We start from the raw sequence: 25,824 nt of genomic DNA on the forward strand, positions 1-25,824 counted from the left end.
AATAAAAAATAATGGCTAACCAAACAATACAATCATCTGCTCTTGCTGATGGTGAGATCGACCTAGGCAAGCTCTTCGGCATATTGATAGACGCGAAATGGTTTATCATCAGCATTACACTCTTTTTTGCAACATTAGGTATCGCGGTCGCGTTGCTATCAACTCCGATTTACAAAGCCGACGCGTTAATACAAATCGAAAAGAAGAGTTCAGGTGGTATCTCGGCGATGGTCGGTGACATGGGAGAACTCTTTTCTGCCGAATCATCTGCAACTACAGAAATTGAAATAATTAAATCGAGAATGATTCTTGGCGATACCGTTGATAAGTTTAACTTAACAACCATTGCCACTCCTGATTACTTACCTTTTGTGGGTAAAGGTCTAGCACGAATCAACGGTACCCAAAACTACATTTCTTTGACTACGTTTGAAGTACCTCGAACGGCTAGAGGGTTATCTCATCAACTGATTGCTACAAACGTCGAGAAAGGTCAATTCAGCCTAATGCTTGAAGACCAAATAGTACTTTCTGGTTCAGTTGGTCAACTGATTGAGATGAATGGCTATCGTGTAAAAGTGAACCAGCTCAATGCTCAAAATGAAGATACTTTTACAATAAGTAAAATAAGCAAGTTAGGTGCTATCAACAAGTTAGCCTCACAACTTGCTATTTCAGAGAGAGGTAACCAAACAGGTATTGTATCTCTAAGTATTGAAGGTGAATACCCAGACCATAATCAGCTTGTTTTAAATGATGTTGTTCAAAACTATTTTTTGCAGAATGTTAGAAGAAACTCAGCTGAAGCTGAGCAAAGCCTCAACTTCCTTAAAGGTCATTTACCCGAGATTAAGGACAAGCTAACTATTTCAGAAGATACACTGAACAGTTTTAGACAAGAAAACGAATCTATCGATTTAAATCTCGAAGCACAATCTACTCTAAAAGTGATGGTGGCACTTGAAGCCCAACTTAATGAGTTAACATTTAAAGAAAGTGAAATCAGTCAAAAATTCACCCAAGACCACCCAGCTTATAAATCACTGTTAGACAAACGTCAGACATTACTGCAAGAGAAAGAGCGTCTTAACAAACAAGTTCAAAAACTGCCAAAAACACAGCGCGAAGTCTTGCGTATGACTCGTGATGTCGAAGTAAACCAGCAAATCTACATCCAACTTTTGAATAAAGTTCAAGAGCTAAATATCATAAAAGCTGGCACCGTAGGTAATGTGCGTATTATTGACAACGCACAATCTTACGCAATTCCTATTAAACCGAAAAAACCTTTGATTGTAGTTTTGGCTACTCTTCTTGGAGGCATGGTAGCTGTCGCATTTGTTCTGGTAAAAACCGCGTTTCATCGTGGAGTGACTTCTCCTGATGAAATTGAGCAAACTGGAATATCTGTATATGCAAGTGTTCCAAAATCGGCACAACAATTGGAAGTCGCGAACAAGCTAAAACGTAAAAACAACAAAGATTTACTTCTTTTAGCAAATGCCAATCCAGCAGATCTTTCAATTGAAGCACTACGTGGACTTCGAACCAGCTTACACTTCGCAATGTTGGAAGCCAAAAACAATGTCTTAATGATTTCAGGCCCAGCTCCTTCCATTGGTAAGACGTTCGTATCAACCAACTTTGCTGCCGTTGCAGCTAAAACGGGTCAAAAAGTCCTTTTGGTGGATGCTGACATGCGAAAAGGTTATTTACAGCAATGTTTTGGCCTCACAGCAGAGCAAGGATTATCTGACTTACTAAGTGGAAAAATTGATCGAGCAACCGCAATCAAACCAAGTCAAGTTGAAAACTTGGATGTGGTTACTCGCGGCCAAGTACCACCAAATCCATCAGAGCTTTTGATGCATCCACGATTTGTTGAATTTGTAGAACAAGTATCAAAAGAATACGATCTAGTCATCATCGATACACCGCCTGTACTTGCAGTAACTGATCCAAGCATCGTTGGTGCACTTGCTGGCACCACATTGATGGTAGCTCGCTTCGACCAAACGACATTGAAAGAAATTGAGGTAGCACGTGGTCGCTTCGAGCAATCAGGTGTAGAAGTTAAAGGTGTGATTCTAAATGCGGTTGAGAAAAAAGCATCTAACTCATACGGCTATGGATACGGCTACTACAACTACGCATACAAAAGCGAATCATGAATTAATCTAGATCGCTAATTTGACCAAATATGACAAAGCCCTGCTAGAAACAGCAGGGCTTTTTCTATTGCACTCTTAATTGCTTGTACGTCAACAAACTGAGCGAGACAAAGAATATTGGGTCACTCCAACCAAAACCGACAAATACTCCTGTAATGCCGGCATAGGTAGTAATCACTGCCCCTAACCCATTAGTAATCAATAATGCTTTAAACAGCTGTTTCGCAGTCTTACCAGATTCCACATCACGTAGCATCAAACTCACCGCAACGATTCCACCTAAAAAGATCGATGTATGTTGCGATAAAAACAGCGCGTATTGGTCGTTAATTTGTACGCCATACATCGGCCACATCATGGTTGGTACAAAAAACAACGCAAAAGCGAATACCGTATATATGACACCATGAACGGTTAGAAAAGTGCGGTTGGTCATCATCTCCTTATCCTCCAATAGGCCCTTGATTGATCGTCGTTAACGGCACATTGATATCGAAGATTTGACCTCGTACTTCGACTACGCCCATTTTTTGTAAGCGTGCGGTATGCATTTCGAGATAAGCTTGAGCTGTGGCTTCATCTTCAAAAAGATAGATGCCACCACCGAGTTTGTCTTTTTCGCTTTCCGTCCAAATTTTCCAAATCATACCCGGCTCTTGGTTAATCGACTGAGCTAAGTCGACCAAAGCATTCGACATCTCTTCACCAAACGGACCATGAAATTCAAAATCAACTTGCAATAATTTCGCCATCTTGAGTCTCCTCTTCTTAACTGACTCGCTTTCGATGACAAGATTATTACCTTTATAAAACTGACAAAAAAGTTCATAATTTTGCCATTAACTGTCTAAAAAATTGACCCATGAGACTAAAAACGACCTTAGAACAATGGCAAACGCTACAAGCGATTGATCAAGAAGGCAGCATTCAATCCGCAGCTTTGCTGCTCAATAAAAGCCATACCACATTGATCTACTCAGTGAGGAAGTTAGAAGACCAACTTGGTATTCAACTTATCGAAGTACGAGGGCGCAAAGCGGGTTTGACAGAGCGCGGCAAAACCATACTGCGTCGTGCACAATCCATGCTTGAACAAGCGCGAGAACTGGAAGTCATCAGCGAGCAGTTAAAAAGTGGGGTGGAATCTCAAATCACGGTCGCAATAGATCATCTTTGTGACCCTTGTTGGCTTTATGCACCACTCAGTCAATTTTTGGAGGACAACAACACGACCTCCGTTCAAGTGGTTGAAACGTCACTGAGCAAAACAACCGAAATGGTCGTAAATGAGATCGCTGACATCGCAATCATCAACTTACCGATAACCAACTACCCTGCCGAAGCATTTGGCGTAACAACCATGCTGCCTGTAATCGCAGCACACCATCCACTTGCTAAAAAGCCGCATGTTTCCATCGACGATTTTGCAACCACCAGCCAAATTGTCATCCGTGACTTAGGCGATTCAGACAAAACGAAAAGAGATGTGGGTTGGTTACGCGCACGTCAGCGTATTACCGTCGATAACTTCGACCACGCTTTTCACGCCGTAGAGCAAGGCGCTGGATTTTGTCGGCTACCAGCGCACTTAGTCGCAGCCCGCAAGAGCGATAAAATTAAAGTATTGGAGATCGAACACTCCCATCAATATCAAGTTGCGCTGCACCTCACTTTGCCCAAAGGAGCCAAAAGCGGTCCTGCGACTCAAGCTCTTTATCGTACTTTACTCAAAAGTGTAGAAACTTGAGTCTAGCAACAGTGGTATTGAGTTGAATCGCTAGTGTTATCGCCTATTGGTTCTCCCTAAATATAGAGAAAGGTCATTTTGTGACGCTACACTCTCACAAAAGGTTGCACGAAGGATTGCGACCACCTACTATCAGCCTGCTCACGCCTAAAGCCCCCAACACTCGCGGAAAGAACTTGGTTCACGGCAACTCTTCCACCCTGCTCTGTATAGCAGGAACAATCTGTTTTTACCTTCTTTTTAGCTTCTATTTAGGCGAGTGTGGAAGAGATAAGAAAGGTGAAAAATGAACTCTACAAATAGCTTCTTAATCAACATTAACCAACAAAAATCCGTTGCTAAAAAAAGGCTCAAAGCTATACGTCAACACGATGATGAGATGTTGGATCGAGTTAAGCGATTTCACTCCAAACCAGAATCATTAGCTCCCAATACAATTCAATTAGCTGACGTTCAACATTCGCTAGCCAGAGAATTAGGTTTACCAAGTTGGAGTAAATTAAAAGCGCATGTCGAAGAGTTAGAAGCTCACAAAGACGCCATCAAAAATCACTTCCCTCCTCTTGATAGCGAACTAAAAACGCTCCATGTCCGCTGTGGGCATGATATTCAGCAACGGCTTAAAGACAGCGGATTCGAGGGGACATTTTTAGCCCTGATAGATCCGCTTTGTATTGGCCCCATACCAGCAACACCACAAAACTTCCTTGCCATTCGTGCCCAATATGTCGTAGAGACTCTGCTGCCCGTGATGAAGCGTGAGGATTCAGTGCAAGATATTGTCAAATTTGAGCAAGCTAATATTGATACGCTGCTCAGTGATACATTTGAACGAATCGTCTTTTGGGTCGAACATGACAGCTATGATCAATTGATGCTAATTCGTGCTCTAACACAGTTAGAGAATGTAGAGAATAAAGTGATAGAGATCATTGAGTTGAACCAGTTCCCGGGCACTGAACGATTCATCGGCTTTGGGCAGTTGCCTGAAGAAGCTATTCGTTCTTGTTGGCGATATCGTAAACCTGTGACAGCAAAATTATTCAGTCAGGCTAAACGGTGTTGGCACGCTATTACATCACCGACACCTATTTCCATAGTTAATTTGATTCAGCAGCATAACCTGGATTGCTTGCCCAATATACTCAACGTGCTTAAACGCCATTTGCAAGAGTTACCTAATTCACAAACTGGATTGAGCTTGACACAACACCTCGCACTAAAGGTCTTGAGCTCGCAAAATCATTCAATTCCCATCAAAGATTGGTTTGAGCAATATCAACAACTAGAACCTCTTCCTTACCTAGGAGACGTGATGTTTTACGCGTTACTCCTCCCTCTAGCACAGTGTCAAACACCTTTGATCACGATTGAGTCACGTGAAAGGCACTGGTGGGAACAGAGCGTCCGTATCACTGAGGCTGGCAAGCAGTGTTTGGAGGGTTTAATACGAGCGAAACAATGCTATTGGGTTGGAGGGATTAAAAATACCAGTCAAAGTTATTGGAGCTGGGATCACCTCCAACTAACTACACTTGCCAACCATCATTGAGTAGACAAATATGAAAGCATAAAGGGTTCGTTGGCTATGATGAACACTCAATACTAAATTATCCCTAAAGAAGCGACCGCTAGCCTAAATATAACTTAAATAGTTATGCAGAAATGCATCCACTCAAAGAGAGTATGCACTCTATCTCTTATTAAAATTTATTGTAAATCCTCTTTGTTATCGGTTGTATATTCGATAAAAGTGTTAAAATACAAACTTTTCATCCGTCCAATTCGTTAATATTTGGTTAAAATCCTATTTTTATTAGTGATAAAGTTCACATCTATTAACCATTTAGAGGATTATTCTTTCGTATTTTCTCACTCCACTGCTACTCTGCTCGCCGCTTTGAAGTGAACTCAAGGTGCATAACTATAAGGAGTGTTCTCATGAATACCAAGAAACCGATGTCGCTAACCAGCCGCGTAATTTTGGGTATGGTAGCGGGTATCTTGACAGGATTTGCAATTCGCACACTTTTTGCCGGCAACGGATTTGTCGACGCATACATTGTTAATGGATTATTTGAAGTTGGTGGACAGATCTTCGTCGCCAGCTTAAAAATGCTCGTAGTCCCTCTAGTGTTTGTTTCACTAGTTTGTGGTACTAGCTCCCTCAAAGACCTTTCTACACTGGGTCGCATGGGTGGTAAAACCCTCGCTTTCTACGTTACGACAACGGCTATCGCGATTACGCTTGCTCTAACTATGGGTACTCTGTTCCAGCCAGGTGCTGGCGCTGACCTAACCGCAGCAAGTTCATTCAAATCAGCAGAAGCACCATCTTTGGGTCAGGTGATCATCGATATGTTCCCAACCAACCCTATCAGTGCGATGGCTGAAGGTAAAACCCTGCAAGTTATTGTGTTCGCAGTGCTATTTGGTATCGCGATCAGCGCAGCAGGCAAACCTGGTGAACGTATTGCAGCGTTCTTCTCTGATCTGAATGAAGTGATCATGAAACTGGTTGCGATTTTGATGAACTTGGCGCCTTATGGTGTGTTCTTCTTAATGGCGAAGCTATTTACTGGTCTTGGTCTGGGCGCAATCGTCAATCTGGCAGAGTACTTCTTAGTACTGGCGGGGACGCTTGTCCTGCACGGCCTAGTCACTTACAGCTTAATGTTAAAAGGTTTCACTGGTCTAAATCCAATTACGTTCCTACGTAAGATGGAAGACGCGATCATGTTTGCTTTCTCGACCGCATCATCAAACGCGACGATTCCAGTGACAATGGAAACGGCTAAGCACCGTATGGGGGTTGAGAACCGCGTATCATCGTTCACAGTACCACTTGGTGCAACCGTGAACATGGACGGTACGGCGATCATGCAAGGTGTAGCAACCGCCTTTATTGCTCAAGCCTTCAATATTGATTTAACTATGGGCGATTACCTAATGGTAATCATGACAGCTACATTGGCATCTATCGGTACTGCGGGTGTCCCTGGTGTTGGCCTTGTAATGCTAGCCATGGTATTGAACCAAGTTGGTCTGCCGCTTGAAGGTATCGCGCTCATCATGGGTGTTGACCGTCTACTTGATATGATTCGTACTGCGGTAAACATTACTGGTGACAGTGCAGTTACCGTCATTGTCGCAAAATCAGAAGGTGCATTGGATGAAGCTCGCTTCAACGACCCAATGGCAGGCGTTGCCGAAGAAGAAGTGCATCTTAAACGCGCTGACGCCTAAATCGTTCTACGATTACCATTCTGAAATTATATAGTCCTGTCTAAAAGAAAGCCCCGATGGAAACATCGGGGCTTTTGTTTTCTCCGCGTCTAGAAATGCTCTTTCTAATCCGCCATCGAATTCAGTTTTTCTCTAGCTTGCTCTTCGTGTTCTTTAGTGATGGCATTGCCAACAGAGTTGGCGGCTAAGGTAAGCGCTGCCATGTCATCGGTAAAGCCGACGCCTGCGAGAACATCTGGCACCATATCGGTTGGTAATACAAAGTAAGCCAATGCGCCACCTAAAATCGCCTTATGGCGAACGGCGGTGTTGGAATCTGTCATCGCGAGCCATGATTTGATGCCCATAACGGCAATTTCTTCACCCGCTTTCTTAACCGACCCTTTCATTTTGCGCCAGAAGGTTTTCTCATCTGGCGCTTGCATCGTTTGATCTTTGGCGTCTTTCGGCGCCGATTTTACAGACATTGTTGTGCTCATCGTTGCCTCCGAAATTTATGACTGTGGCCAATATATTAATAAATCGAACCTGAACGCAAGATTAATAACAAGAGATGATGGTAAAGTGAAACAAAAACACAGATAGAAAAATCCCCAAACCGAAGTCCGGGGATTATTGTCTTGGAAACCAAAGGTTTGGGAACCAAGCTTTAGAAGCAGAATGCCTTATTGAGCAATCTTCTCCAGTACACGCATCAGCATTTTGATACGTGGTTCGATAGACTCAAGCAACAAGTACTCTTGGTCACTGTGGAAACCTGCACCGATAGGTCCTAGACCATCCAAAGTTGGAACGCCAAGAATTGCCGTATTGTTTGCATCAGAGCCGCCACCCACTTCTTTCCAGTTGATGTCGATAGCCAGTTCACTTGCTGCGTCTTCAACTAATGCCATCAGGCTTTCGGTTTGCGCGCTTGGCACCATAGAAGGTTTGTAAGCTTCACGAACCAACTCGATGCTAACGCCATCAACGAATGGTGTTTCCAGCATGCCGTTTAGCTTGCTATCGACATCATCGTATTCTTCATTACTCCAGAAACGCACATCCACGATCGCTTCAGCGTGCTCAGGGACGATGTTTGCGCCGTTACCGCCAGACACAATACCCACGTTTAATGTGGTGCCAGATTCGAAGTTCGTCATGGCATTGATTGCGAGAATCCAGTTCGCCATCTCGGTAATTGCACTGCGGCCATTTTCTGGCTCGTTGCCAGCGTGGGCTGCTATGCCATTAAACGTGATTTTGTAACGCGCCATGCCTTTGCGCGCTTTGACTAAACCGCCGTCTGCACGTGCTGCTTCTGCCACCAATACGTTCTTCGCGTTTTTTGCAACAGATTGAATCCAGTCGACCGAATATAACGATCCGGTTTCTTCGTCTGGGTTCATGCAGATACAAATCGACAGTTTATCCAACACCGCTTGGTCGAGGTTACGCATCGCGTACACAATATTCAGCAAGCCAGATTTCATGTCCGAGACACCCGGACCGTACGCTTTTTCAGGGTCTTGAGACATAGGACGTAATCCAGCGGTACCGACAGGGAACACTGTATCCATGTGACCAATCAGCATCACGTCAACTTGCTCTGCTTCAGGCTTATTTCGAACTTCAAGACCGATGCCCGCTCTGCCACAGTCGATGCGTTTTACGCTCCAACCTGACATCGCTTGGTACTTCTCTTCAAATTGAGAAGCGATGAACTCAATGCCATCAGTGGTGTACGTACCACAATCGACATTAATGAGAGGACGAAGTTCTTCGAGATATTCATTAAGAGAAAACTGCATGATTGCTCCTTAAACAAACAAGTTCATGACTAGCATTGCGCCAAATGCGTTCAATACGGAAATCGCAATCATGACTGGGATGTAACGACCTTCAGTACCGATAGGTCCCATAATTCGACCCATGTACTGAACCTGTGAGCCCATTAGGTAAATTGCAGGTGCAAGAATCGCGATGTGCGTACCATTCAAGATGCCTTGGTCAAACAATGTGATAACCACGCCAACTGCGCCGCCCATCGACATCCAAGCACCAATCAGCACCGCAGCCGCTTCACCTGGCAAACCAAAAACCGCCATTACTGGAGAAAATACCGAGCCCATCAAATCCAACGCGCCAGTGATCTGCAACGCCTTAATGATGACAAACGCCATAAGTACGTTAGGCACGGTTGATGTTGTCGCAATAGCCCAGCCTTTTTTAGCGCCTTCAACGAAAATATCCGTCACCATCGGCTTACTTACTTTTACGTCACTCATTACGCCGTCTCCTCTTTTAAGTTCTCAGATTTGCTTTTCTCTTGCTTGTCTTCTTTACCTTCTGTGATGTTTAGGTAGATACGGAATAGGTTTGCACCGATGATCTTGAATGCGAACATCACCACAACTGCCAAACCAATAGAAGAAGTTACTGCTAGAGAGCCGTCAGCCATCGTCAATGTGAACAGCACAGCGCCTGATGAGAAGAAGTTCACGATGGTTGCACCTGCAGTGAACTGGAACATAGTAAATACATCCGTTTCACGCTTAGTTAGGTGACCTTCATCTTTTAGCTGACGCGTCATTGCCGCACCTGCATCGGTACTTTGTAGAGAAGCAATCAGAGCCAGACCAGAGTTACCAGGGATGCCCATCAGAGGACGTAGAAGAGGAGTAAGAAGCTTACGAGCAGCTTCAAGCGCACCGTAGTGCTCAAGTACGTTGATCATACCTAATGCGAACATAACGGTTGGAATCAAAGTAAGTGCGAAAATGAAACCGTCACGAGCACCGCTACCACCAGTACCACGAAGCGACGTTGTTGCAACTTGCACACCGTCAGCCGTTTCGGTGACGCCATAAGCCACCTTGCCGAAAGAGCCATTCAACGTGGTGAAATCAAATACGCCATACCATTCATTCGATTGCATGAGACCAGAAAAGAAGACGACCGCAAACGCCAGTGCAACGTAGCACCCCAGCGTAACCTTGCGCTCGGTTTGAACAGGATTTTTCATAACATTACCTACACATGTGGGACAGGACACATATGTTCACTCGAATAATGTGCTAGAGAGATGATCAAAATCAATCCGCCTGCCGAACATTCTAGCGACTCAGTTATGAAGTTTTGTTTTATGATTTTAATCACATTTGAAAGATAATAAAAATTTGTGCTAACAATTAGGTATATTAATCTATATCGATACCTCAGGACTTCTTCATCAACCCGACCAATGATTCTGACGAATATTGCTTTCTACAACATTCATGACGTACTTCATACTTTGGCATTGAGGCGATATCGATTAACTCGAAAGTAACATTCCATAATGAAATTTAGGTTAGGATTGTCCGGTCATATGCAAACGGCATAAACCAGAATCAACAGGACTAGGCAGCCCATTGTTACGCTCACAACCTAAAATAGCCAAGTGGACACTCGCCCTCGTGTTTTGGGTGGTGATGGTATGTTTAAGCCAAAACTCCGGCTTCTCGAAAAGCTGCCCTAAGGCTCACCAAATACAGAGTCAGCAAGATGAAAGCGTGAATTTATCACCATCTTGCGACCTTTCAGAGAAGCTGGTTCAAGCGTACCAACACCAGTTGGACCATATTCTTATTCCATTTTTTCTGTTTGCTTTGATTGTGGCGCTACCGATGGCATCCACAGCAATTCATTATCTGGAATACACAGAACCGATACCGGAAAAGTGTCGGGTTCACCTAAAACTTTGTGTGTTTAGAGAATAAACCTAGCAAGGCGAGAGACCTTCTCGCCTGACTTTTGTACGTATTTTATTCACTTCACATAACAAACAACGAAATCTAAAAGTTTTAGGAAATATTATGACATTCACTCGTACACTTTTGACGTTAATGATGGCTATCGTACCTGCCGTATCTTTCGCATCAGAAAAGACCGCAGAGCAAAAGCTAGAGGAAGTTACTCAGATACTAAAAGAGAATCCTCAAATTCTTGATTCATTACACCAAAACCTTCAAGAGTACATTGCGTATCAACAGTCATTTGGAGATACCTTGAAGGAGGTTCGTCACTATCTAAGTGATGGCAAACATTCCTCTTTTGGTGCTGAAACCCCAGAGTTAACCATTATTAACGTAACGGACTACAGTTGCCCTTTTTGTAAACGTTTAGAAGGAGAACTGGTCAAAGTTGGCAAAGAATATCCGCAGATAAAAGTGCTTAACCTCAATGTCTCTTTTAAAGAACAATACGAGAAAAACGGCTACAACTCGGCAAGTTACGCATTAAATGTTTGGCAAAACCAGCGAGATAAGTACGAACAAGTGCATGAGTTATTGGTGAAAAAACCGGGCGCACATGATGCACGCTCGTTAAAGCAAATCGCGAAGAAAACAGGGACAGAAGCGCAGCTTGTCGACGACAAAGAGACCAAAGCGCTGCTTGATAAGAACTATCAGTATTTCACGCAACTTGGTTTACGCGGCACGCCTGCGTTGATCATTAATGATCAAGTCATTCCTGGCTATGTGCCGTTTGACGAGCTAGAAAAAGTCATCGACCAAGAACTGGCGAACTAAAACAACAAAGCCCTTCCTTGATAACTCAAGGAAGGGCTTTTTATTTATCGACATAAAGAGCGTTTAGTTACTTATTACGTCCTACAAACGCCACGACGACTTTGTCATTGCCAAGCGAACGAGAGAACACATACGCGCCTTCTTGTTCAATCACTCGATGCTGACCCGCACCAATCGCTGGGTGCGCTTTACGAAACTGACCAAGGGTTTGCCAATGTTTCAGCAGCGCTTGCTTCTCATCCGATAGTTTCCAAACCATGTCTGAACGTGTGCCTTGGTGGAAATCATCCGCGTAAGGACCAATGTTACGACCTACTTCATCACCATAATAAACCTGAACCGCACCTGGGCTAAGAAGCAATGCGTTCGCCGCGTTACGTTGCATGCCGTAATCTTTAAAACGTGAGAAAAACAACTCCGTATCGTGAGAAGACATGTAACTGACTGGGTTGAAGTCTTTCTCGTTCGCGATAGTTTCCGCATAGCTTTGGTAAGTGTCTGCCATTTGGCTAAAGCACGCCGCGCCTTTGTCTAGGTTCTTCTGCATATCGAAGTTGATCAACGCGTCAAAACCATCATCGAAATAAGGGCTACGATACGCGGTGTGTCCCCAGACTTCGCCCATCATCCAGAACGGCTGACCTGATTTGCCATTTTCTTTACGCCACTGTTCAAGACTGCTTGATGCCTCTTCTTTCAAGCGTTTCCACACATCACCTTCAACGTGCTTCACCGTATCGACACGATAGCCATCAATGCCAAAGCGTTTCACCCAATCAGTTTGCCACTCAATTAGATAATCCGAGACGGTGTAATTGTCACGCGCCTTTACGCGAGTACCAGGGTTATCTAATAGCCACTGAGCTGGTTTTACAGCTTTGCCTTGTTCAGTGATAAAGTCAGGCAGCCCCGCCAATGACATGGTGATGTCGCTACTGCCCGGAGCTGGGTAACCTGGCAAGCCGGTTCTTACCCAATCGCCGCCCCACCATTTCGCCCAGTTCGGACTCTGATAATCAATATTCTGGTGATAGCTATGCCAACTTTCACCCGCTTTTGGTTGCCAGTCGCCCCATTTCTTGGGCAGATCGGCATTAGGCTTTAACACCTCAATACCGTCAAATTGCAAATCGGCTAACGTTGAGTAACCAGAATGGTTGATAACCGCATCCATCAAGACTTTGAGGCCTCGTTTGTGCGCCTCTTCCACCAGCGTTTTTAAATCTTCTTCGTTACCGAAGTTCTCATCAATCTTGGTGAAATCGCGCGTCCAGTAGCCGTGGTATGCATAAAACGGAAATGAACCACTATCGCCACCACCGACAAAGCCGTGCACTTGCTCAACGATTGGCGACAACCAAATCGCGTCTGTACCTAGGCTCTTAATGTAATCCAGTTTTTCAATCACGCCTTTAAGGTCACCGCCGTGGAAAGTACCGATCTCTTCTTTGCCGTCTTTCTTACGTCCATAGCTGTTGTCATTGCTCGTATCGGCATTGTTGAAACGGTCAACCATCACGAAGTAAATGTTCGCATTTCGGTAATCAAATGGCACCGCGTCTTTGGTTTTCTTCACTGGCTCTAGTAGCACCAAACCGCCTGAGTCTTTACTTGGCGTCAACGATACTTGCTGATCTTTCACTTCAACCATTTGATCTGAATAAGCATCGCGTAACTTGGTGCCTTCAGGAAAGCTATCCCCCAGAGCGATCGTCACTTCGCCGCCTTGGTAAACCTCACATTGCACTTGTGGAATTGGGCGTTTGAACTCACTCTTGGCGGCTTTCTTAGGTTCACGCTTAAAACGCAGTGTTTTGGCTTCTGCATCAAAAGCAAAAGAGTAATCGCCGGTAAAGCGGATTTTTAATGGCAGCTCCGTTGGCTTACCGCAGTTCAGCGCAAGAGGTTTGTTGAACTTCACTTTCTGACCATCGGGTGCAACGCAGTCACCTTCAACGCCCGTGATTTTTAGCGTGTATCCGTCTTTGGTTAGAGGCACAACCAAAGGCTGTTCTGCACTTAATGGGAAGTCACGGCTGTTGGTCGTGGTAGAAATGGTGATGTTAGGCTCGGCGATGGCACTTGCCGACGCAAGCAGTAAAGTAGTGGTAATCAGGTTCAGTTTCATCGTTCAGTCCATTGGCAGCACATGGTAACCATGCACATTTATTAGTTTTATTCATACTAATTGTGCCTAGATAAGAAACTGAACACATCATTCTAACTGCCTACGCCCCAAAGGTTGTGACGCTTCACATTTTATTGATATAGGGGCGTAGTTCTATTTAAGCGCAATGGATTGAGGGAGTTAAAGTTGCACGCTGCCAAGATTGCTCATTTGGTTCATCGCCCATCTTGTGCGGCGATCGGTGTAATCACTTTGCGGATAGACTTTGATTCGATATGGGTTTGGCAACACCACGGCTAAACGCGCTGCTTGCCACTTCGAGAGTTGCTTTGCACTGACACCAAAATAATTCTGCGCCGCTGCTTCAGCACCGTAAATACCGGGACCAAATTCAACCACATTTAGATACACTTCGAGAATGCGCTCTTTGCTCCACATCAGCTCCATTAGCAAGGCAAAGTAAAGCTCGTAAGCCTTGCGAACGTAGGAGCGAGAAGGAAACAAAAACACATTTTTCGCAGCTTGTTGGGTAATGGTGCTCGCGCCTCTCGACGGACCATTATCACCTGCCTCGGAAATCACGTCGAATAGCGACTCGAAATCGACACCAAAATGATGAGGGAATTTTTGGTCTTCGGTCGCAATCACCGCTAACTGCATATTTTTTGAAATACGCGACAAGGATACCCACTCGTGTTGGCTGCTATCTGGATAGTTCTTTGGTGGCACAACAATGCGGCTTAACTTCCATCCCCATATTGGTGGATCGACATATTTCACCACACCAACCAAAACAATTGGGGCAATCAGTAATATCAACACCATTTTAAATAGAAATGACTTAAGCCTTTTCAACATGAGTGGTTCCCCAATGCATTAGCGATTGATGATAAACAAACCAGCGAGCTTGCCTGATTCAATCAGGAACAACAAGTTTTTGAGGTAAAAAATAGGTCAAAAAAAGCCCGATTTACAATGTAAAACGGGCTTAGAATTTGATTAGACTGAATTATTTATTCAGCTTGTAGAACACGGTTGAAAGTGGTGGTAAACGAAGCTCAAGTGATTGAGGCAGTGATTCACTTTCTACTTTTTCCGTTTTCACACTGGTCTGCACTTTAAAATCGCTGCCGCCGTATTTGCTGTCGTCCGTGTTCAGCAGTAGTTCGTATTGACCTGCATTTGGAATGCCTAAACGAAAACGCTCGTGTGGTACGGGCGTAAAGTTGGTGATGATCAAAATACGCTCACCTTCTTTACTGATACGCTCGTGCGCTAGGATACTCGCATCCGCTTCGTCTTGTAGACGCCACTCAAAACCAGCAGGAACACAATCTTGATCGTGCATCGCCGCTTCATTTCGGTACAAGTGGTTCAAATCTCGCATCAGCTTTTGAACGCCTTGATGACGCTCATATTCCAGCAAGAACCATTGCAACTGATCATCGTGGTTCCACTCCGCCGTTTGGCCGATTTCCGCGCCCATGAAGTTCAGCTTTTTGCCCGGTTGACCATACATGTAACCGTAGTATGCACGTAGGTTTGCGGTTTGCTGCCATTCATCACCTGGCATCTTGTTATGGATAGAACCTTTGCCGTACACCACCTCGTCGTGAGAGAGAGACAAGACGTAGTTTTCGCTGTGCGCATAAACCAGCGGGAAGGTGATGGTATTGTGGTGGTATTTGCGGTGAACAGGATCTTCTTTGATGTATGAAAGACTGTCGTGCATCCACCCCATATTCCACTTGAAACCAAAACCTAACCCCCCCATAAAGGTTGGCGCAGACACTCCCGGGAACGCCGTTGACTCTTCCGCAATCGTCATCGCATTCGGGAAGTGCTTGTACACTTCTTCGTTCATCCATTTTAAGGTTGCGATTGCGTCGTAGTTTTCGTTGCCACCGTCGACGTTCGGTACCCACTGATCGTGGCTACGTGAATAATCGAGATAGAGCATCGACGCGACTGCGTCCACGCGAATGCCATCAATATGGAATTGTTCAAACCAGTACAGCGCATTCGATACAAGGAAGCGACGCACATGTTCACGGCCTAAATCGTAGATGTATGAGTTCCAATCTTGGTGCCAACCGCGACGTGGGTCCGGGTCGTGGAACAGCGGTGTACCGTCAAAGTTTGCTAAACCGTGGTCATCCGATGGGAAATGCGCCGGAACCCAATCCAACACCACACCGATACCAGCTTGGTGACACGCATCCACGAAGAATTTGAAATCATCAGGTGAGCCAAAACGGCTGGTTGGCGCAAACAAGCCAACGGGTTGATAGCCCCATGAACCGTAGAATGGATGCTCAGACACAGGCATCAGCTCAACGTGAGTGTAGCCCATATCCACAAGGTATGGCACCAACTGCTCCGCGAGTTCGCGGTAGTTGAGGAAATCGCCTTTCTCGTTGCGCTTCCATGACCCAGCATGTAGCTCATAAAATGATAACGCTTCATCACGCTTTTGTGTCACTGCGCGATTTTGCCATTTCGCATCTTGCCATTGGTAACGCTTGTGATCGTAAGTAATGGATGCGAACGATGGGTACTGCTCAGAGTAAAAACCCCAAGGGTCTTGTTTGTGTGGCAGCCCTTCCCCATTTGGCCCTTTGAGCTCAAATTTGTACTGAACGCCTTCTTCTAAGCCAGGAATGAACAAGCCCCAAATGCCATAATCTAAACGTTGCATTGGGTGACGACGACCGTCCCATTGGTTGAAGCACCCCACAAGGCTAACAGCCGATGCATGCGGTGCGTAGACAAGGAAGCGAACACCGGAGATGTTTTCACCGCCACGTTCTAGCGTGACAAAGTGTGCGCCCATATAGTGATACATGTCTTTGGGCGTATGCAGATGCTCGTACTCTTGGTAAATATTGTGGTACTGGTACGGGTCATCAATAATTTGTTCAACACCATTCCAATCGACCGCCAAACGGTAGTGGGTCAGGTGTAAATCGCGTTGCTCTTTTAAGATGAAACCGCTGTCACCATCACGCTCAAGCGCCACGCGAGGTTCGCCATTAACAAGCAGTTCAACCTTGTTTGCGCCCGGCATCCACACTCGCAGCGATCCTTCGCCATCATCAATGAATGGCCCCAACGCCGAAAATGGGTCTGAGTAAGCCGCCTCAGCAAGCAGTTCATATGCGCGTTCGTGTTGTTTCTTTATTTTCTTGGTTTTGGTGGTTTTCAAATCTTTCTCCCTAGAGCCAATATCCTTTTCAAGACCAGAAATCTGAATCAAACATCGGTTTCTCCACAGCCAACGTTGTGAACTCACAAAAGACTTCGCTTAAAACATGTATGCATCAAGCGATGTCAAAAACAAAAAATGCCCGCTATTGTCGCGGGCATAATAACGGTACTTCATCCTAACGGATTGTGTTTTCGGAATGAGTGACCTAGACGGAACTTTCGTACCTCTGAGCTAACAAAATTGGTAATCCGCTCATTCATCTACGTCACTCTACGCATCTTATTTGCTCGCCTGTGCGCGAACTTCAGTGAGGCGTTTGGAAATGCGATTCACATCTTCACGGCTGAAGATTTCATCTAGGTTCATCGACAACTTACGACGCCAGTTTGGATACTCATCCACCGTGCCAGGAATGTTGACCGGTTGATCCATTTCTAGCCAGTCTTCAAGCTGAACGCTAAGCAGTGCAGAGTCACCCGCTGCTACGTGCAGTTGCAGCGCTTCGCTTAGGTACGAGTCCATCGGTACGTACTGAGCATCATGACCAATGCCTTCTGGCAAATAGCCGTGCCAGCGAACGCTGTCTAAGATGCCTTGCTTGCACTTCAAGCGATCAGCAAATAAGCCTTCCAACTGTTTTTCATCTGGGTAAAGGCCAATCTCACGACCCATTTTCAAATCATCGCAGTGCCAGAAACCACGCAGGGTTGGCATGTCATGCGTACACAGTGCCGCCATCGATTGCTCTGCGTAGTGCTTCGGAGAAATGAACCCACCGTCTTCTTTCGAAGTTTCGAAGAAGAATACTTTGTATGAGTGCACACCTGCATCGCGTAGGATATCGACGATTTCATCTGGCACAGTACCTAAGTCTTCACCAATCACAGAGCACTGATGACGGTGCGACTCAAGTGCTAGGATTGCGAGCATATCTTCCACTGGGTAGTACAAGTAAGCGCCTTCTGTCGCTTTCTCGCCTTTTGGAATCCACCATAAACGAAGTAGACCAAGCACGTGGTCGATACGCAATGCACCACAGTGCTTCATGTTGGCACGTAACAACTTGATGTACGCGTCGTAGCCAGTCGCTTCTAAAACTTGAGGGTTAAGCGGAGGCAGACCCCAGTTTTGACCCAGAGGACCAAGTACATCCGGCGGCGCACCGATGCTGGCGTCTAGCACTAAGTTACCGTCGTCGGCCCATGTTTCGCTACCTGAGTCGGCAACACCGACAGCAAGGTCGCGGTACAAGCCCACAGCCATGCCTTTTTCTTCTGCCAGTGACTGCGCTTCTTTGATTTGATCGTCTGCGATCCACTGTAAGTACATGTACAAGTGAACGCGGTCTTGGTTGTCTTTGATGTATTTCTGAGTGCCGGCTGCGTCGAATGTGCGGTATTTCTCAGGGAATACAGGCCAACCCCACATGTTTGAATCTTCTGCGTGTAAATCCGCATGAAGCGCATCAAATGCAGCTTGGTGTAACAAGCTGTCGCCGCCTTTTTCGACAAAATCCAAGAATGCACGAGCGCGGTCGGTGTTTTTGTCTAAATGGCGAGCTTTAAACTCACTAAACAGCAGCGGAAGAACGCTCATTTTCAGTTGCGAAACTTCTGTGTAGTTCACCCAATGAGAGTCACGTGCTTTTTGTAGACGCTGTTGAAACTCTGCACTGCCAACACGTTGCTGAGCTTCAGCACTCAGTGCGAATTCAGGTACAGAACTTACGTCGATGTACATGATATTCAACCAACGACGAGAAGACGGGCTGTATGGGCTCGCGCCTTCTGGGTTCGCTGGGAACAGTGAGTGAATCGGGTTCAAACCAATGAAGTCACCGCCACGAGAAGCGATATCGCTCACCAACTGTTTTAGGTCACCAAAATCACCGATACCCCAGTTGTGCTGAGTACGCAGTGTGTAAAGCTGGATACTAGGACCCCATAGCTTTTTATGTTGGTTTAGATCGTCTTGTTTGAAACACGCTTTCGGCGTGATGATCAATGACATCTCGTAAGGCGTTTTACGACGCTTACGGCTGACAATCAATTTGTGATAACCCCAAGCCAAGTTCTTTGGCAATGCAAACACTAGAGGGCCACCCTCAGCACGCTCATCACGAACAATTTGGGACTGAAGATAGCCTTCAAGTACCTCTCCTTGTTCTGTTTCTAAACGCCAGCTGAATTCACTCTCACGAGCACTCGTACCTAGGTTTAGTTCCACTTCGACTGGTTCGCCGTCGCGTAAAACAAGAACAGGGGCTAGTACGTCTTTTTTATGTTTCTTTTCAGCAGAAGCCAATAGTTTTTCATCGCTGCTAGTATCGTAGCCAAGCGAAGCGAGCAAGCGGCGTAGCGTCTCCTCAGACACTTTTGCCTCATCTCCCCAAGCACTGACATAGCTATCAGCCAATCTCGCCATTTCCGCGACTTTCTTTAATGCTGTTTGTTCTTTCATCGCTTTCTCCGAAGGTAATACCAACACCTTCCATGTAGGGTTTTATTGTTATCAATAACTTCTTTTGGAAAATGACCAAAGGTAGCGCTTGGCTACCTTGGTCTTAACTCTGTTCTATTAACGGTGAACCGCTTTTAGTTTCCAGATGTTGTTCACATAGTCGCGAATTGAGCGATCTGAGGTGAACTTGCCGACAAGGGCGGTATTAAGAATGGCTTTCTTCGCCCAGCCAGCTTGGTCTTTGTATTGTTCGCTCATGTCTTCGTGCGCTTTCACGTAAGATGCGAAGTCCGCAAGACATAAGTACGGGTCACCACCATCTAGTAGGCTGTCGTACGTTGCACGCAGTAAGCCTGGTTGACCTGGAGTGAATTCTTCACCCAGTAGTAGGTCCATAGACGCTTTGAGTAGATGATCCGCATTGTAGTAATCAAATGGGTTGTAACCTTGAGCTTTCAGCGCTTTCACACCTTCAACGTCTAGACCGAAGATGTAGATGTTCTCATCGCCTACTTCTTCACGAATCTCAACGTTAGCACCATCCATCGTACCGATCGTTAGGGCACCGTTAAGCGCCATCTTCATGTTACCAGTACCTGATGCTTCTTTACCCGCAAGTGAAATTTGTTGTGATACGTCCGCCGCAGGAATAATAATTTCAGCCATGCTCACGCGGTAATCAGGAATGAAGACCACTTTCAGCTTGTTGCCGATGCGAGGGTCGCTGTTCACTTTCTCAGCAATTTTGTTAATAGCGAAAATGATTTCTTTCGCTAGGTGGTAACCCGGTGCCGCTTTCGCTGCGAAGAACACAACGCGAGGCACACATTCGAAGCCTGGTTCGTTAATAATGCGATGGTACAGAGACAGTACGTGTAGAAGGTCTAAGTGCTGACGCTTGTACTCGTGCAGACGCTTGATTTGAACATCGAAGATCGCATTAGTATCGAGTTCGATACCCATGTTATCTTTCACCCAGTTAGCTAGGCGTTCTTTGTTCTCTTTCTTCACTGCCATGAATTCTTTCTGGAATTTCTCGTCAGTGGCGTACTTAGCGATGCCTTCTAGTTGCTCTAGTTTCGCTGGCCATTCTGGACCGACTTTCTCTGTGATTAGCTTAGAAAGACCTGGGTTACAGAACTTCAACCAACGACGTGGCGTAATACCGTTCGTTACGTTGTGTAGACGTGTTGGGTACATTTCGTGGAACTCTGGGAATAGGTCTTTCTTAACCAATTCAGAGTGAAGTGCCGCTACACCGTTTACTGCGTAAGAGCCAATTACACATAGGTTTGCCATGCGAACCATGCGGTGGAAACCTTCTTCGATGATAGAAAGCTTCTGTTGTTTCGCGACATCACCCGGCCACATTGCACGTACGTCTTGTAGGAAGCGGTGGTTGATCTCGTAAATGATCTCCATGTGACGTGGTAGTAGGTGCTGAATTAGCGACTCTGGCCATGTCTCTAGTGCTTCTGGAAGTAGCGTGTGGTTTGTGTACGCGAATGTTTGAGAGCTGATTTCCCAAGCCGCTTCCCAAGTTAGACCTTTTTCGTCCATCAGGATGCGCATTAGCTCAGGAATCGCAATCGTTGGGTGCGTATCGTTAAGCTGGATAGTCTCTTGCTTCGGTAGATCCGCTAGCGAGTAGCCAGCTGCTTCGTGGCGACGTAGGATGTCACGTACAGACGCAGCTGAGTGGAAGTACTGTTGCATTAGACGCAGTGTTTTACCTTTCTCGTGGTTGTCGTTCGGGTAAAGCACTTTAGTGATGTTGCCCGCGTCGATCAGTGCGTGCTGCGCTTCGAAGTAGTCACCGTTGTTAAAACTTGCTAGCGAGAATGGTGCAATTGCCTGACATTCCCAAAGTCGTAGCGGGTAAACCGTGTCTGATTCGTAACCCACGATTGGTAGATCCCAAGGCATTGCTCTTACAGACATGCCAGGAAACCATTTGCGAACTTCTTTACCGTTCTCGTTAACCACTTCAACGTGACCGTAGAAACCGATCTCTTGTGCAAGTTCTGGACGAGCAATTTCCCAAGGGTAGCCTTCTACACCACGCCATGCGTCAGGTGCTTCTTGCTGGCGACCATCTTTGAAAGACTGTTTGAACAAACCGTATTCGTAGTGCAAGCCGTAACCGACGGTTGGGAATTCTTGTGCCGCACATGAATCCATGAAACATGCCGCTAGACGACCAAGACCACCGTTACCCAATGATGGGTCACGTTCTTCTTCTAGCAGGTCAGTTAGGTTGTAACCCAGTTCAGCCATTGCTTCTGTTACTTGTTCGTACAGACCCATGCTGATTAGGTTGTTACCCGTCAAACGACCGATAAGGAACTCTAGAGAAAGGTAGTTAACGCTCTTCGCACTTTTAATGCGTGGATCTTCTTCAGTAGCAAGCAAATCTAAAGTAGTGAACTCAGCCAGTGCATGACCCATTGCTAGGTACCAAGCGCGGCTGTCTGCGTTTTCAATCGTGTGAGCGTAAGTTACAGATAGGTGTTTCTTTACGCTTTCTTGGAACGACTTCTTGTCAAATTGTTTTTGTTGAGTAGGTTTCATTACGAAATTCTCACGTCTTTTGGTAATTCATCTGCCATACATCGTGCATTTACCTCTGTGAATAAACATCCTCCTAATTCTCCTCCTTTGAAGGAGGAGGGCTGAGGGCGTAGAGGGGGTACCATTGCTAGGTTAGTGATCCAAATCTCAACAAAGTGAACTTTGCTCTAGTTCTTAGTGATTTTGATCACAATGGAATATGAGAAAGGTTAAAACCCGTTCATGACGCTTTTTATAGCCCACTCATCTGATGATGTGAAAATTGCAATATTGGTCACATTAACTTGGTTAACATGGAAAGATTTTTCATAATCGATGTGCAACGAGATCTTAATACACTCGACACAAAAGATATTTAAGTGACAATAATCACAAATAAAGGGCGTAGTTGATGGTAAATCCATCAACCCTTGAGAATTAGGAAGTGGATCAAAGTAACGGACATTTCTGATGTCGTAACATCCCACACGGCTCACAGGATTGTACGCTTTTTATACAAACTAGAATTAGGCGGTGTGAGTTATTTCTAGTTTTCGCTAGCTTTTATATCTAAGTGACCGTATGGAATGGTTTTTCAGACGGATACAAGCCCCAACAAGAGGCGACATTAACCGCATTCAAGCAGTTTTTGATGCTGATGGCATCATTCAGTAAGACGAAGCTTTCGAGGGGGCCTTACTGAAATGATCACGTCGCAATCACTTGGGTATACATAAATAAGGACATAATTACTAATGTGGATTCCATCTAAGCTTACTCGACCAGGACGCCTGCACAATGCCATCGTGCGCCCACGAGTGTTGGACTTACTACAGCAAGCGCCTTACTACAAATTGGTTTTATTCCGCTCCCCAGCAGGTTACGGAAAAACCACCATGGCAGCGCAGTGGCTATCCGATAAACCAAACGTCGGTTGGTACAGCATTGATGACAGCGATAACGACGGCTTTCGCTTTGTAAATTACCTGCTTCAAGCATTAAACAAAGCCACCAACTTCAGTTGCTCTAACGCACAAAAACTGGCGGAAAAACGCCAGATCTCTTCTCTACGTTCTTTATTCAGCGAAGTATTCGCGGAAATGGCTGATTTTCATCAAGAGTGCTACGTGGTGCTAGATGACTATCACTTGATCACCAACGATGAAATCCATGAATCCATGCGTTTCTTCTTAAAACACATGCCAGACAACCTCACCGTTGTGGTAACAAGTCGTGCAGCGCCGCCTCTGGGTACTGCAAACTTACGTGTTCGTGATTTAATGATCGAAATAGGCAACGAGATGTTGGCGTTCGATACCGAAGAAACGACTCGCTTCTTTAATCAGCGTATTGCCGATGGCATCGACGAAGACATGGCAAACAACCTCAGAACCTATGTGGAAGGTTGGCCATCGGCGATGCAGTTGATCGCGTTACAAGCGCAACATCAAAACCGTACATTGGCGCAAACCGTAGAGTCAGTATCACAGTTCAATCACGCGCATTTGTGGGATTACCTGGTCGAAGAAGTATTTGACCTACTCGATCACGAAACTCGTCATTTCTTGATGCAAGTTTCCGTGCTTGACCACTTCAATGATGAGTTGGTGTTTGCCCTCACCCAACGCGAAGATGCGCTTGGTTTGATCGAATCATTAAACCGCTACGGCTTATTCATCTACCCACTCGAAGGGGAGCAAAACTGGTTCCGATTCCATAACTTATTTGGCGAGTTTTTGTCTCATGAGCGCCAAGCGCGTATTCCTCAGCAAGAAAAAGATCTCCACCGCAATGCAGCTGTTGCCTGGTTACAACAAAAAGCACCGCACCAAGCGATTCACCATGCACAAAAGTCGAACGATAAAGACTTGGTGGTAGAAATTCTAAACGAATTCGGCTGGAAGATGTTTAACCAAGGCGAGCTCAGCACACTGGAAAGCTCAATTAATAAGTTGGATGCTGAGCTTCTGTTCAGCCACCCAAAACTTACAATGCTCCGAGCTTGGTTGGCTCAAAGTCAACACCGTTATAACCAAGTAGGCCACTTGCTTGAAGAAGCGGAAGAGGAGCATAAAAAGCGTAACATTGAGTTAGATATTCATTATCAAGGTCAAGCAAACGCGCTGCTTGCTCAAGTGGCTATCAACAGCAACCAGCCAGAGAAAGCACTCGAATTAGCGGAGCTAGCACTTAGCCAACTTGATAACACGATTTACCGTAGCCGCATTGTGGCAACTTCGGTTGTTGGCGAAGTTAACCACGTGCTAGGTAAACTCGACCGCGCGTTACCGATGATGCAACAAACCGAAAAATTGGCGCGTCAGTACCAAGTTTACCACCAAGCGTTATGGGCGATTTTACAACAAAGCGAGATTTTGATTGCGCAAGGTTACGTACAAGCCGCCTTTGAGCTGCAAGATTCCGCATTCCGTTTGATTGAAGATCAGCAACTTCAACATGTTCCTCTGCACGAGTTTTTGCTGCGTATTCGAGCGCAAGTGCTTTGGTGCTGGAACCGACTTGATGAAGCAGAAGAATGTGCCTACCGAGGTCTACAAATTCTCGAAAACCATTCGCCAAGTAAGCACTTACACAGCTACTCGATGCTGGCGCGTATTGCGGTTGGCCGTGGCGAGCTAGACAAAGCCGGTAAATTCATTGAGCACATTCAACATTTGATGAAGCAGTCGACTTACCATGTAGACTGGACAGCAAACGCTTCACTATCGTTGATCCTATTTTGGCAAGCGCGCGGTAACACCGATGCAATGCAAGAATGGCTCAACACTGCGGTTCGTCCTGAATCGGCATGCAACCACTTTTCACAATTGCAATGGCGTAACATTGCACGCGCACACATCAACTTAGGTCAATATACCGAAGCGCGCGCAGCATTGGATTTCCTCCAAAGTGAAGCTCGTCGAACCAACCTGATCACAGATACTAATCGCAACTTAGTGGTCGAAGCGGTGTTTGCTGCTCGTCAAAAAGACGAAGAGCAAGCAAAAGCTTTGCTAAAAGAAGCGTTAGTGATGACAAACCAGACGGGGATGGTAGGTAATTTCCTCATTGATGGCGCCACCATTGGCGGGCTACTGGAGAAGTTAAGCCTCCGCCATGAGTTAGGCGATCTAGAACGTCACCGCGCTCAACAATTGATGAAGGATATTTCCTCCAATCAGCGCAGCCGCTCTATTCACTTTGATGAAGACTTCATTGAGAAGCTGGTAAACCACCCTAACGTACCTGAACTGGTTCGCACAAGCCCACTGACTCAACGTGAGTGGCAGGTGCTTGGTTTGATTTATTCTGGTTTCAGTAATGAGCAAATCGCGCAAGAGCTTGATGTGGCAGGCACCACGATTAAAACCCACATTCGCAACTTGTACCAAAAGCTCAATATCGCCAATCGTAAAGAGGCCATTGTGACAGCTGAAAATTTACTCCAGTTGATGGGGTACTGATCAGCTCAAGAAAACAGATTAAAACCTAAAGTGAAATACAACGGGTTGGCGTGATGCGTCAGCCCTTTTTTATGAGTCTAGAACGAGAGAAGTGCAATTTGCAAAGCACGTAAGTAACGTTGTTCATATAAAAAAATAGCCAACCGCAATAATCGCGATTGGCTTATATTTAGTGTGAACAAATTGTATTCACTAACAACGTCAGTTGGCTAGGTGACCCTCGGCTTAAGAAGGGTCGAGCAGTATTATGCATTAATCATGCCAAAATGCAAAGACTTATTTTTGGGCACAGGATCT

The 25,824-nt window shown here is 45.5% G+C and carries 18 protein-coding genes; 7 read left to right on the plus strand and 11 right to left on the minus strand.

The window, feature by feature from the left end; all coding sequences use genetic code 11:
* Positions 1-11 precede the first annotated feature (11 nt).
* The gene (locus D8S93_RS11485; protein ID WP_152813253.1) at positions 12-2,171 is read left to right on the plus strand and encodes a polysaccharide biosynthesis tyrosine autokinase; all 2,160 of its coding nucleotides are present in this window, start codon (positions 12-14) and stop codon (positions 2,169-2,171) included.
* Between the two features lie 64 nt (positions 2,172-2,235).
* Here D8S93_RS11485 and D8S93_RS11490 read toward each other — a convergent pair whose 3' ends face one another.
* Positions 2,236-2,607, minus strand: a complete 372-nt coding sequence (locus tag D8S93_RS11490) for a hypothetical protein (protein ID WP_193621604.1) — start codon at positions 2,605-2,607, stop codon at positions 2,236-2,238.
* Positions 2,608-2,614: 7 nt separating this feature from the next.
* A complete protein-coding gene (locus tag D8S93_RS11495; RefSeq protein ID WP_152813257.1) occupies positions 2,615-2,923 on the minus strand; it encodes a monooxygenase in 309 nt (102 codons plus the stop codon).
* 110 nt (positions 2,924-3,033) lie between these two features.
* Here D8S93_RS11495 and D8S93_RS11500 point away from each other — a divergent pair, with 110 nt between their 5' ends.
* From D8S93_RS11500 to D8S93_RS11510, 3 genes are all read left to right on the plus strand, one after another.
* Positions 3,034-3,918, plus strand: a complete 885-nt coding sequence (locus D8S93_RS11500; RefSeq protein ID WP_152813259.1) for a LysR family transcriptional regulator — start codon at positions 3,034-3,036, stop codon at positions 3,916-3,918.
* Between the two features lie 286 nt (positions 3,919-4,204).
* A complete protein-coding gene (locus D8S93_RS11505; RefSeq protein ID WP_152813261.1) occupies positions 4,205-5,470 on the plus strand; it encodes a DUF1835 domain-containing protein in 1,266 nt (421 codons plus the stop codon).
* Positions 5,471-5,859: 389 nt separating this feature from the next.
* Positions 5,860-7,164: a dicarboxylate/amino acid:cation symporter gene (locus tag D8S93_RS11510; protein WP_005397791.1), complete on the plus strand. Its 1,305-nt coding sequence runs from the start codon at positions 5,860-5,862 to the stop codon at positions 7,162-7,164.
* A 104-nt stretch (positions 7,165-7,268) separates the two neighbouring features.
* Here the strand turns inward: D8S93_RS11510 and D8S93_RS11515 are convergent, their stop codons facing one another.
* The 4 genes from D8S93_RS11515 to D8S93_RS11530 form a co-directional block, all read right to left on the minus strand.
* Positions 7,269-7,643 carry a YkvA family protein gene (locus tag D8S93_RS11515; RefSeq protein ID WP_047009638.1) on the minus strand — a complete coding sequence of 125 codons (375 nt, stop codon included), beginning with the start codon at positions 7,641-7,643 and terminating at the stop codon, positions 7,269-7,271.
* 186 nt (positions 7,644-7,829) lie between these two features.
* Positions 7,830-8,954 (minus strand): M20 family metallopeptidase, encoded by a 1,125-nt coding sequence (locus tag D8S93_RS11520; RefSeq protein ID WP_054866806.1) that lies wholly within the window; start codon positions 8,952-8,954, stop codon positions 7,830-7,832.
* A 9-nt stretch (positions 8,955-8,963) separates the two neighbouring features.
* The gene (locus D8S93_RS11525) at positions 8,964-9,431 is read right to left on the minus strand and encodes a YjiG family protein (protein ID WP_152813263.1); all 468 of its coding nucleotides are present in this window, start codon (positions 9,429-9,431) and stop codon (positions 8,964-8,966) included.
* Entirely contained in the window at positions 9,431-10,168 is a 738-nt protein-coding gene (locus tag D8S93_RS11530; RefSeq protein WP_152813265.1) for a nucleoside recognition domain-containing protein, read from the minus strand. Before D8S93_RS11530 ends, D8S93_RS11525 begins: the two co-directional genes overlap by 1 nt.
* A 448-nt stretch (positions 10,169-10,616) precedes the next feature.
* Here D8S93_RS11530 and D8S93_RS11535 point away from each other — a divergent pair, with 448 nt between their 5' ends.
* Together D8S93_RS11535 and D8S93_RS11540 are read left to right on the plus strand one after the other, a co-directional pair.
* On the plus strand, positions 10,617-10,904 hold the full coding sequence (locus D8S93_RS11535) for a hypothetical protein (protein WP_054866868.1): 288 nt from the start codon (positions 10,617-10,619) through the stop codon (positions 10,902-10,904).
* 96 nt (positions 10,905-11,000) lie between these two features.
* On the plus strand, positions 11,001-11,717 hold the full coding sequence (locus tag D8S93_RS11540; RefSeq protein ID WP_152813267.1) for a DsbA family protein: 717 nt from the start codon (positions 11,001-11,003) through the stop codon (positions 11,715-11,717).
* A gap of 67 nt (positions 11,718-11,784) precedes the next feature.
* Here the strand turns inward: D8S93_RS11540 and D8S93_RS11545 are convergent, their stop codons facing one another.
* The 5 genes from D8S93_RS11545 to D8S93_RS11565 all read right to left on the minus strand — a co-directional run bounded on the left by D8S93_RS11545 (position 11,785) and on the right by D8S93_RS11565 (position 22,084).
* The gene (locus D8S93_RS11545) at positions 11,785-13,845 is read right to left on the minus strand and encodes an alpha-amylase (RefSeq protein WP_152813269.1); all 2,061 of its coding nucleotides are present in this window, start codon (positions 13,843-13,845) and stop codon (positions 11,785-11,787) included.
* 180 nt (positions 13,846-14,025) lie between these two features.
* Positions 14,026-14,703, minus strand: coding sequence for a monofunctional biosynthetic peptidoglycan transglycosylase (gene mtgA / locus D8S93_RS11550; RefSeq protein WP_152813271.1), 678 nt, complete (start codon positions 14,701-14,703; stop codon positions 14,026-14,028).
* A gap of 151 nt (positions 14,704-14,854) precedes the next feature.
* Positions 14,855-17,050, minus strand: a complete 2,196-nt coding sequence (glgB, locus tag D8S93_RS11555; RefSeq protein ID WP_227483973.1) for a 1,4-alpha-glucan branching protein GlgB — start codon at positions 17,048-17,050, stop codon at positions 14,855-14,857.
* A 282-nt stretch (positions 17,051-17,332) separates the two neighbouring features.
* Positions 17,333-19,513: a 4-alpha-glucanotransferase gene (gene malQ / locus D8S93_RS11560; protein WP_005396760.1), complete on the minus strand. Its 2,181-nt coding sequence runs from the start codon at positions 19,511-19,513 to the stop codon at positions 17,333-17,335.
* Between the two features lie 117 nt (positions 19,514-19,630).
* A complete protein-coding gene (locus tag D8S93_RS11565) occupies positions 19,631-22,084 on the minus strand; it encodes a glycogen/starch/alpha-glucan phosphorylase (RefSeq protein WP_152813273.1) in 2,454 nt (817 codons plus the stop codon).
* A gap of 734 nt (positions 22,085-22,818) precedes the next feature.
* Between D8S93_RS11565 and malT the strand changes: the two genes are divergently transcribed.
* On the plus strand, positions 22,819-25,527 hold the full coding sequence (gene malT, locus D8S93_RS11575; RefSeq protein ID WP_109169259.1) for an HTH-type transcriptional regulator MalT: 2,709 nt from the start codon (positions 22,819-22,821) through the stop codon (positions 25,525-25,527).
* Positions 25,528-25,824 lie beyond the last annotated feature (297 nt).

Source organism: Vibrio sp. VGrn 2, assembly GCF_009361695.1.
GTDB lineage: Bacteria > Pseudomonadota > Gammaproteobacteria > Enterobacterales > Vibrionaceae > Vibrio > Vibrio diabolicus.